General features: G+C 63.5%; 8 protein-coding genes and 2 pseudogenes. 7 read left to right on the top strand and 3 right to left on the bottom strand.

Annotation, left to right across the window (positions count from 1 at the left end; all coding sequences use genetic code 11):
• The 7 genes and pseudogenes from phnL to AC3ISG_RS11140 all read left to right on the top strand — a co-directional run bounded on the left by phnL (position 1) and on the right by AC3ISG_RS11140 (position 6870).
• Positions 1-741: a phosphonate C-P lyase system protein PhnL gene (phnL, locus tag AC3ISG_RS11110; protein WP_489299268.1), complete on the top strand. Its 741-nt coding sequence runs from the start codon at positions 1-3 to the stop codon at positions 739-741.
• Positions 735-1898, top strand: a complete 1164-nt coding sequence (locus AC3ISG_RS11115; protein ID WP_489299269.1) for an alpha-D-ribose 1-methylphosphonate 5-triphosphate diphosphatase — start codon at positions 735-737, stop codon at positions 1896-1898. Before phnL ends, AC3ISG_RS11115 begins: the two co-directional genes overlap by 7 nt.
• Positions 1898-2464, top strand: a complete 567-nt coding sequence (gene phnN, locus AC3ISG_RS11120; protein WP_489299270.1) for a phosphonate metabolism protein/1,5-bisphosphokinase (PRPP-forming) PhnN — start codon at positions 1898-1900, stop codon at positions 2462-2464. The genes AC3ISG_RS11115 and phnN overlap by 1 nt, the downstream gene beginning before the upstream one ends.
• Positions 2455-3204 carry a phosphonate metabolism protein PhnP gene (phnP, locus tag AC3ISG_RS11125; protein ID WP_489299271.1) on the top strand — a complete coding sequence of 250 codons (750 nt, stop codon included), beginning with the start codon at positions 2455-2457 and terminating at the stop codon, positions 3202-3204. The genes phnN and phnP overlap by 10 nt, the downstream gene beginning before the upstream one ends.
• Positions 3205-3598: 394 nt before the next feature.
• Positions 3599-4489: pseudogene (locus tag AC3ISG_RS11130) on the top strand (PDC sensor domain-containing protein); the annotation flags it as partial.
• Positions 4490-4747: 258 nt separating this feature from the next.
• A pseudogene (locus AC3ISG_RS11135) lies at positions 4748-5347 on the top strand (methyl-accepting chemotaxis protein); the annotation flags it as partial.
• 701 nt (positions 5348-6048) lie between these two features.
• Positions 6049-6870, top strand: coding sequence for an alpha/beta fold hydrolase (locus tag AC3ISG_RS11140; protein WP_489299272.1), 822 nt, complete (start codon positions 6049-6051; stop codon positions 6868-6870).
• 89 nt (positions 6871-6959) lie between these two features.
• Here AC3ISG_RS11140 and moaA read toward each other — a convergent pair whose 3' ends face one another.
• The 3 genes from moaA to AC3ISG_RS11155 all read right to left on the bottom strand — a co-directional run bounded on the left by moaA (position 6960) and on the right by AC3ISG_RS11155 (position 10526).
• The gene (gene moaA / locus AC3ISG_RS11145) at positions 6960-7958 is read right to left on the bottom strand and encodes a GTP 3',8-cyclase MoaA (RefSeq protein ID WP_122535803.1); all 999 of its coding nucleotides are present in this window, start codon (positions 7956-7958) and stop codon (positions 6960-6962) included.
• Between the two features lie 74 nt (positions 7959-8032).
• Positions 8033-8860, bottom strand: a complete 828-nt coding sequence (locus AC3ISG_RS11150; protein ID WP_489299273.1) for a formate/nitrite transporter family protein — start codon at positions 8858-8860, stop codon at positions 8033-8035.
• Positions 8861-9176: 316 nt separating this feature from the next.
• Positions 9177-10526 (bottom strand): cation:proton antiporter, encoded by a 1350-nt coding sequence (locus tag AC3ISG_RS11155; RefSeq protein WP_489299274.1) that lies wholly within the window; start codon positions 10524-10526, stop codon positions 9177-9179.
• Positions 10527-10637: the final 111 nt, after the last annotated feature.

Raw genomic sequence — 10637 nt, forward strand, 5'->3', positions numbered from 1 at the left:
ATGAACACGCTGATCGAGGTCCATGACCTCTCGAAAACCTTCACCCTGCACCAGCAGAGCGGCGTGGTGCTGAACGTGCTGCGCGGCCTGAATTTCTCCGTCAGCGGCGGCGAGTGCCTGGTGCTCCACGGCCATTCCGGCGCGGGCAAAAGCACGCTGCTGCGCACCCTCTACGGCAACTACCTGCCGGCCGGCGGCAGCATTCGCGTGCAGCACCAGGGCGAGTGGATCGAGCTGGTCGGCGCTGCGCCGCGGGAGGTGCTGCAGGTGCGCCAGCACACCCTCGGCTACGTAAGCCAGTTTCTGCGGGTGATTCCCCGCGTCGCCACTGTGGACGTGGTCATGGAACCGGCGCTGGCCCGCGGCTGGAAACGCGAAGACGCCCAGGCCCGCGCCGAGCATCTGCTCGCTCGGCTGAACATTCCCCAACGGCTGTGGCAGCTGGCGCCGGGCACGTTTTCCGGCGGCGAGCAGCAGCGCGTCAACATCGCCCGCGGCTTCATGGTGCCGTGGCCGGTGATGCTGCTGGACGAGCCTACCGCTTCGCTGGACGACGGCAATCGCCAGGTGGTCCTTGAATTGATCCTTGAAGCGAAAAGCGCCGGCGCTGCGGTGATTGGCATCTTCCACGACCGACTGGCCCGGGAAGCGGTGTCCGACCGCCACCTGGACATGACCCCGCCAGATGTCGACCTGCAACCCTCGATGGTGTCGAGCCCGAAGGAGACCGAACAATGCTGAACGAACAGATCCTGACCCACGCCAAGATCGTCACTGCCGAGCGCGTGTTCACCGGCACCGTGGTGCTGCGCGACGGGTTGATCAGCGAAGTCGATGACAGCATCAGCCAGCTGTCCCACGCGCAGAACCTCAACGGTGACTACCTGCTGCCGGGGCTGGTCGAACTGCACACCGACAACCTGGAAAAACACCTCAGCCCGCGCCCCGGTGTGGACTGGCCGTCGGCCTCGGCGGTGATGAGCCACGACGCGCAAATCATCGCGGCGGGCATCACCACGGTGTTCGACGCGCTGTCCATCGGCGACGTCAATCCCAAGGGCAAGCGCATGCAGCAATTGCCGGGCATGGTCGACGCGATCGCCAAGGCCAACGCCGCCGACATGACCCGCGCCGAGCACCGCTTGCACCTGCGCTGCGAAGTCTGCCATCCCGACACCCTCAGCGTGTTCCGTGACCTGGTCGAGCAGCCGCTGGTGCAACTGGTGTCGGTGATGGACCATTCGCCGGGCCAGCGCCAGTTCGCCCTCGAATCCAAGTACCGTGAGTACTACATGGGCAAGTACCACCTGAGCAGCGAGCAAATGGACGCCTTCATTGTCGAACAGGTCGCCAACTCCAAAACCTACAGCGACCGTTATCGCCGGGCCATCGTCGACATCTGCCTGGCCCGTGGGTTGTCGGTGGCCAGCCACGACGACGCCACCCTGGCCCACGTGGAAGAGTCGGCGGGTTACGGCATGAGCATCGCCGAGTTCCCGACCACCCTCGAAGCCGCACAGGGCTGCCGGCGTCTGGGCATGAGCGTGTTGATGGGCGCGCCGAACATCGTTCGCGGCGGTTCGCACTCGGGCAACATCGCGGCGGCGACATTGGCCGAAGAAGGGCTACTGGATATTCTCTCCAGCGATTACTATCCGGCCAGCCTGTTGCAGGCGGCGTTCACCCTGGGCGCCCAGCTGGATGCAGCGGACGAGTCGACAGGTGCGGGACTGGCGCGTGCAGTCACTACGGTCAGCCTGGCACCGGCCCGTTCGGCGGGCTTGCAGGATCGCGGCGAAATCCGCGTCGGCCTGCGTGCCGACCTGATCCACGCCCGGGCTTTGGGCACACTGCCAATCATTCAACAAGTCTGGCGACAAGCGAAGAGGGTGTTCTGATGGCAGGCAGGTTGATCTATCTCATCGGGCCGTCGGGTTCGGGCAAGGACAGCCTGCTGGACGCGGCCCGCGAGGCATTGGCCGCGCGGGACTGCCGGATCGTTCGGCGGGTCATCACCCGGTCGGCGGAAGCCAGGGGCGAAGCGGCCCAGGCCGTCAGCGTCGAGCGCTTCGAGGCGCTGCAGGCCGAGGGCGCGTTTGCACTCGACTGGTTCGCCAACGGCCTGCATTACGGCATTCCGAAAGAGATCGATCAATGGCTCGCCGAGGGGCACGATGTGCTGGTCAACGGTTCGCGCGGGCACCTGCCCCAGGCGCGGTTGCGTTATCCGTCGCTGTGGGTGGTGCTGCTGACAGTGGATCAATCGGTATTGCGGGAGCGCTTGCTCAGTCGGGCGCGGGAATCGGCCGAAGACATCGAAACCCGACTGGCACGCAACGCGCAATTCGCTGACGATTTGCAGATGAGTGACCCGTCGATGATCGTGCTGGACAATTCCGGCGCCCTGGAGCAAACCGTCGCCCGATTGTTGCAACGACTGCAGCGCGCGCCCGCATGCGCCTGACCCTGTTGGGGACGGGGGATGCGCGGCAAGTCCCGGTTTACGGCTGTGAGTGCGCGGCCTGTCGCGCCGCCCACGCCGACCAACGCCTGCGCCGCCGCCCGTGTTGCGCGCTGGTGGAACTGGGGGAACAACGCTGGCTGATCGACAGCGGCTTGCCCGACCTCACCGAACGCTTCCCGCCGCGCAGCCTCAGCGGCATCTTGCAGACTCACTACCACGCCGACCATGCTCAAGGCCTGCTGCACCTGCGCTGGGGCCAGGGCCTGGTGATCCCGGTGCATGGCCCGGTGGACGCGGAAGGGCTGTCGGACCTGTACAAGCACCCCGGCATACTGGATTTCAGCCAGCCGTTCATGCCCTTCGAAAGCCGGTCGCTGGGCAACCTGCAAGTCACCGCGCTGCCGCTGCTGCACTCCAAGCCAACGCTGGGTTATCTGCTGGAAGGCGGAGGGCGGCGCATCGCCTACCTCACCGACACCGTCGGCTTGCCCCACGACACCCAGAGCTTTTTGCAGCGCGAGGCACTCGACGTGCTGGTCCTCGACTGCTCCATGCCGCCCCAGCCGCAAACGCCGCGCAACCACAATGATGTGACGCTGGCACTGAAGATCATTGCCGAGCTGAAACCCGAGCGGGCTGTGCTGACCCACGTCGGGCACACGCTGGATGCGTGGTTGATGGAACATGCCCATGAATTACCCGAGCACGTTCGGGTGGCGCGGGACGCAATGCAGCTCTGAGCGGGACGGGCGGGGAATTTGGCGAGTCGTCCTATGACCACCGGTCGCCCACCTCGCTTAAACCACGGTCCGGCTTCAACTTTTCCCTGTCATGGCCGTTGCAAATGTAGCCCTACATTTCCTTCGGAGCTTGACCATGTCTTTGATTCCCCGCCGTATTGCTGGACGAATGACCCTGGGGATCCTGACATTGCTGATTCTCACGGCGGTGGCGATTTTCGCGGTCATGACCCTGGGCGGCAAACCCCAACTGGTGGCCGCCGGCACCGAGTCGGCGGAGCAGTCAGCCAGCGCCATCACCCGTCAGCTGGCGCTGCCATTGAGTCGCATCGAGGGGACCGCTGCTGCCATGGCGCTGCTGGCGGAGACACTGCCCCACGAAGAAACCCTGTACATGAGCAATTTCCCCGGCTTGATCGACAGCCAGGGGGATTCCGCCATCGCCGGTGGCGGCGTGTGGCCGGAGCCCAACGCCTTTGCCGCAGGCACCGAACGGCGCAGTTTTTTCTGGGCACGGGACGCGGGCAATCGACTGGACTTTTCCGACGAATACAACCACGCCAAAACGCCGCCTTATCAGGCTGAGTCCTGGTACACCGGGGCCAAGTCTGCACCGGCAGGGCATTGCGTCTGGTCCGATGCTTATCAGGACCCGGTCAGCGGTGTGGCAATGACCACCTGCAGCGTGCCTTACCGGGCCCAGGGCGCGTTCGCCGGTGTGGCGACCATCGACCTGAAGCTTGACGGTCTGGCGGCCTTCCTCAAGGACAAAGGCGGCGTCACTGACGGCTACGCATTTGCGGTCGATCCCTCAGGGAATCTGCTGTATTTCCCCGATGCGAAAGGCACCAAGGGCCTGTTGACCATTACCGGATTGAGCCAGGAGCAACCCTGGTTGAAGCCGGTGGCTGATCAGCTTGCGAGCAACACCTCGGCCCTCTCGACCCTGAGGATTGAGCACGACGGTCGGCTCAACGGCCCGGCCTACGTGACCCTGGCGACCATGGCCGGCACCGGATGGCGCATTGGCCTGGTAACCCCGGAAGCCCGCGTCGTCGGCCTGGCCGACCGCCTCACCGGACAAATTCTGTTGTTCCTGTTGCCGCTGTTGGGCGTGCTGCTGGGTCTGGCGTGGCTGGCAGGCAAGCGGCTGTTGGCGCAACTGGAGGAAACCACCGCGCAGATATCGAGTCTGGGCCAGGGCGGTCAGATCGATACTCAGCTGGCGATTTTGCGCGCCGACGAGATCGGCGCACTGCGTGAGTCGGTCAACCGCTACGCCGGTTCCCTGCGCGACATGCTGCACCGCATCGCCGAGGAGTCGGTGTCCCTGGAACGCCAGGCCAACGAGCTGGCGCAGCTGTCCCAAGGCGTCGCCGAGCGGGCCGAATCCCAGCGCCAGGACAATACCTTGCTGGCGACCGCAATCACCGAGATGTCGGCCAGTGCCAACGAAGTCGCCCAGAACACCACAGACTGCTCCGACACCGCCCGCCGTTCCCTGGGGGATGCGCAGAAAAGCCAGGATCAGGTCAACAGCAACAGCCAGTCCATCGAAGTACTGGCAACGGACATTGCCGGCGCGGCGGGCGCCATCACCCAATTGGGCGATGACATCGAGCGCGTGGGCAGCGTGCTGGAAGTGATCAAGTCAATCTCCCAGCAGACCAACCTGCTGGCGCTGAACGCCGCTATCGAAGCGGCCCGCGCAGGTGAACAGGGGCGTGGTTTTGCGGTGGTGGCGGATGAGGTGCGCACGCTGGCCGGCAGAACCCAGGCCTCGGCGAACGAAATTCAAGAGATGATCTCGCAACTGCGGCAGGCCTCCAGTGCGGCGGTGTCGACCATGCAGAACGGCGCCCAGCGCACCCGGGAATCGGTACAGCAGGCGGTCAATGTGGCTGCCACGCTGGGCACTACCGTCTTCAGCTTCGATGACATCGTCCAGCGCGCCCATCAAATCGCCGTGGCCGCCCAAGAGCAGAGCCATGTCACTCACGAAATCAACGAGCTGGCGGTACGCATCCACGCCTCCAGCGAACAAGGCGCCCGGGATGCCGGCACCCTGCGCGAACTGGGCAAAGGCATGCAGTCGATCTCCGGTCGTCTGGGTGCATTGAGCCGCGGTGGCAACCAGGCCTGAGGCGCCTGTCTCAGGCCGCGCCATCACCGGTGACCACACCGGCGTCTTCCCGGCTAAAGCCGGTCCTACATGTCTATGCGGTCAGTAGGACCGGCTTGCGCCTGGTATGGACGCGGAGCGTCCCGTGATGCATACCCACGCGGAGCGTGGGCACGATCGGAGATGTGGTCTGTAGGACCGGCTTTAGCCGGGAAGAGGTCGGATTGAACACCACAAGATTTGCAGCGTGACGCATTACGCTTTCCCGGCTAAAGCCGGTCCTACATGTATATGAGGTCTGTAGGACCGGCTTCAGCCGGGAAGCTTTTGATCTTGATCTTCATACGCAAGACGTCCGGACGACGCCAATCGCGACTTGGGTGCAGGCTGAACGCAGGTCTCGCGCAGTGGGCCGAGCCGCATGGATGCGGCGAGAGCGCCGTCAGGGCATGGATGCCCGTTCGGCGCGGGCCCACGGAGCGAGACCGGAGTGAAGGAACCCTGACGAAGGAAGGGCCCAACCGAGAGCAAGCACCCTTGGTTACTTGGGGTGCTTTTCCAAGTAACTCGCCGAAGGCGAAACCCGAGGCCGTTAGGCCGACGCCCTTGATCTTGATCCTGACCTCCCGCCACGGCAATTAAGCACATAACTGCAATTCAGCCGCGCCACAAACGACTACGCTCAACCTTCCCCCGCACCCACTCCAGAGGACCGCATCCCAATGACCACCCTGACCCTCAAAGACGGTACCGAATTCTTCTACAAAGACTGGGGGACCGGCCAACCGATCGTCTTCTCCCACGGCTGGCCCCTCGACGGCGACGCATGGGATGCACAAATGCTCTTCCTCGGCCAGCACGGCTACCGCGTCATCGCCCACGACCGCCGCGGCCACGGGCGCTCCGGCCAGACCTGGGAAGGCAACGACATGGACACCTACGCCGACGACCTCGCCCAACTGTTCGAAGCCCTCGACCTCAAAGACGCCATCATGATCGGCCACTCCACCGGTGGTGGCGAAGTCGCCCGCTACATCGGCCGTCACGGCACCGCCCGCGTTGCCAAAGCCGTCCTGATCGGCGCCGTGCCACCGATCATGCTCAAAACCGACGCCAACCCCGAAGGCCTGCCCATGGAAGTGTTCGACGGCATCCGCGCCGGCTTCACCGCCGACCGCTCGCAGTTCTTCAAGGATCTGGCCGTGCCATTCTTTGGCTTCAACCGCGACGGCGTGAAAACCTCCCAGGGCGCCATCGACTCGTTCTGGTCCATTGGCATGCTCGGCAGCGTCAAAGGGGAGTTCGACTGCATCAAGGCGTTCTCGGAAACCGACTTCACCGAAGACCTGAAAAAGATCGACGTGCCCACCCTGATCCTCCACGGCGATGACGACCAGATCGTTCCGATCGTCGCGTCCGGCTATAAGAGTCACGAATTGGTGAAAGGCTCGACACTGCACGTGGTCAAGGGCGGCGCCCACGGCATGTGCAACGTGCAGCCGGAAGAGATCAACGAGATTCTGCTGGGCTTCATCAAGGGCTGATCAGCCTGTTCAACAGAGGCGGGCGGTCTCAAGCTGGAGGCTGCCAGGCTTCTCATCAACGCCAGGTCAGCTCATGATCAAGGGCGTCTTCAGCCGCCCGTCATGTTCATGAAGCGCACCACCTGCACATCATCGTTGAGCTCGAAGTTGTGCTTCCACGGCTTCAGCTGCATGGCGTTGACGATGGCTTTCTCCAGCTTCTCCGGCTGACCGGGATTGGCCCGCAGCACGGCCTTCAGATCGGCCGAGTGCTCGTTCCCGAGACACAACAGCAGACGACCTTCCACCGTGACCCGAACCCGATTGCAGGTCGCGCAGAAGTTGTGGCTGTGGGGCGAAATGAAGCCAATGCGGATGTGCGGTGCTTCCGCCACGCGCCAGTAGCGCGAAGGCCCGGACGTGGTTTCGGTCGAATGCACCAGGGTGTAACGCTCGGCGATGCGCTCGCGCACCTGCTCGCTGGAGTAGAACGACTCTGCGCGGCTGTGCTCGCTGATCGTGCCCAGGGGCATTTCTTCGATGAACGTGATATCGACCCCACGATCAATCGCAAAGGCCACCAGATCATTGATCTCGTGGTCGTTGCGGCCCTGCATGACCACGCAGTTGAGCTTGGTGCGCTCGAAGCCGGCCGCGTTGGCGGCGTCGATGCCGGCAATGACCTTGCTCAGGTCACCGGTGCGGGTCAATTCCTTGAAGCGCGCCGGGTCGAGGCTGTCGAGGCTGATGTTGAGGCGCTTGAGGCCGGCTTCGAACAGCGGCACAGCGAGTTTGTCGAGCTGCGAGCCGTTGGTGGTCATGCACAGTTCGCGCAGGCCGGGCAGGGCGGCGATGCTGCGCACCAGCCCGACGATACCGGAGCGCACCAGTGGCTCACCGCCGGTCAGGCGAATCTTCTTTGTGCCCAGCGCCACGAAGCGCTCGGCCAGCTGATGGATTTCTTCGAGGGAGAGAATCTGCTGACGCGGTAGGAACGTCATGTCCTCGGCCATGCAATACACGCAGCGAAAATCGCAGCGATCCGTGACCGACATGCGGACGTAATCGACCTTGCGTGAATAGCTGTCCATCAGGACTCGATCTGACATTGATTACTCTCACAACGTGACGCGTGGCAGAAACAGGGTGCGCGACTGCAGCAACGAAGCGCGCGGCTGCAGCGTTAAATCTGGCGACCGGTCTGCTGCTCGATACTCGCTGCAGCGACGCCGGTGGCCGAAGCCTGAATGGCTTTCGAATAGGACACGTAATACGCGAGCCCGACGAAAATTGCACCCCCCACGGCGTTGCCCAGGAACACCGCGACGAAGTTTTCGACGAAATCGGTCCAGCTCAGGGCGTCGGCAAAGATCGCCGCCGGGATCACGAACATATTGGCGACCACGTGCTGGAAGCCGATGGCGACGAAGGCCATGATCGGGAACCACATGGCAACGACCTTCCCGGTCACATCTTTGCTGGCGTATGACAACCAGACCGCCAGGCACACCAGCCAGTTGCAACCAATGCCTGAAATAAACGCCTGGCTGAAATCGGCGCTGGCCTTGGCCTTGGCGATGGCCAGGGTTTTTGCCAGGTACGCGCCTTCCGTCAGGCCCAGTACATGGCCGAAGAAGTAGGCGACGAACAGCGCGCCGAGCAGGTTGGCGAACGTCACCAGCGCCCAGTTGCGCGCCACCGCCGACAACGGGACCCGACCCGCGAACATCGCCGTCGGCAGGCTCATCATGTTGCCCGTAAGCAGCTCGCCACCGGCGAGAATCACCAGAATAAGACCCAGCGGAAACACCGCCGCGCCCATCAGGTTGCCCAGTGACGCCCAAGGCGCCGGGATCATGGTGCTGACGTGGATGTCCAGCAGAAAGCCCAGGGCGATGAACGCGCCGGCAAGAAAGCCCAGCACCAGAATTGCCGGGGTCGGCAGGTGGGACTTCTTCACGCCGGCTTCAATGGTGATTTCGGCGATCTGCTGCGGTGTATTGATGGACATAGGCTTTCAGGCTCGCAAGCGATGAACCGCGCCGCGGCTCAACGAGCCGTGACGCGTAAACAAAGGAGGGGTCAAGCATCCGGGCTTGGTGCGCGGGGTGTCAGCCGACACGGCGCCGATCCCTGATGGGCAGGCTGCTGCGACGTTAAACCGCAGGGCAGTCAGCGCCCAAAAGGCCTGATCAATTCGTGAGCACGCTACCGATCAGGGGGTTGAGCGTCCAATCGCTTGTTCCAATAGCGTCATCGACGCTGTCTATCACAAGGTGTTCAGGCACGGGGCCGCTCCTCTGGAATCAAAGCGGCATCGTCCCTGGTCAGTCTCTGCTGGCCCGGGCGATGCTGCGTTCGTATCGCTCCAGCAACGGTTGGATACTGATGCCGTGCAGCAGGATGCTCAATGCCACCACCGACAACGTCAGGCTGATGGTGGTGTGAACGGCCTCAGCGGGAAGGCCATGGGTCAACGCATAGCACAGGTAGTACAACGTGCCGATGCCGCGAATGCCAAACCAGCCGACCAGTGCCTTTTGCGGCCGGGTCAGCAATTTGCCACTGATCAGCAGCCAGACGCTCAACGGCCTGATCACGCAGAACAACGCCAGGCCCAGGCCAACGGCGCGCCAGTCCCAGTAAGTGGCGAGGGCCGCGCCGAGAAGGGTGATCAACAGCACCTCCATTGCGCGCTCTACCAGGCTGCCGAAGACCATCATGTCGCCCATCATCACGCCGGCCGCCAGTTGGCTGTCTGACAGCGCATCGCGGTCGCCCATGATTGCCGACTCCGGGTCGCTGTGGGTGTGGCCCACCACCGGGATCGCCACATGCTCCGACGGCACCTCAGACTGGGTGGCGTTGGACTCGGCATGACGCATGCCAATGCCCGCCGCGAATACCGCCAGAAATCCGTAGGCGCCAAGGCCTTCGGCGCTGACGTAGGCAATGGCGATCAGCGCCAGGGCGAGGAAGTCGTTGGGTGACAACGTGCTGTCGGCGTTCTTGATGCGCAGGTAAATCATCAGGTGGCCGACGCCACGGCCCAGGCCGTAGCCGAGCATCAGTCCGACCGGTACGCCCCAGATGATGTTTTTCAGCAACCAGCCCTGGGTCCAGTCGAAATCCGAAAAACCGTGGGTGATGAACATCAGGGCGAAAATCACGAAGGGGAACGCGGTGCCGTCATTCAGCCCGGCCTCACCGGACAGGCCGAAGCGCACCCGGTCCAGGTCCTGGGCGCTGTTGACCTGCACCAGGCCGGCCAGCACCGGGTCGGTGGGCGAAAGCATGGCGCCGAGCAGCAACGCGATGGGCCATGACAGGCCGAACAGGTAATGGGCGGTCAGACTGACACCGGCAATGGTCGCCAGCATCACCGGCCCGGCCAGCAGGTACGCCGAATACCAACCGCTGCGGTGCAGGGGCAGGCGCAGCTTGATGCCGGTGTTGAACAGGGAAAACAGCACGGCGATTTCAGTGAGGCGTTCGAGCCAGTGGCGGGCGTCGCGCACGTCGAGCTGCGCAATGTCCAGGCCCCAGGGGCCAATCGCGGCGCCAAACGCCAGACACACCGCCGACGTGGTGACCGGCAGCCAGCGCAGGTAAGAAGAAGTCAGTGCCAGCAGCATCAGCAGGACACCGAAGACGGTCATGCAAAGAATGAAGCTCATGCGAATTCGTCATCAGTCAAAGGGCGGGAATGACTGTGTGACTGTAGTAGGCAGGGATAGTTGAAACAAATGTGGGATGGATTCGCGACCGGCGCGGGACCCCGGGTGCCC

This window comes from Pseudomonas sp. GL_135 (assembly GCF_057834665.1).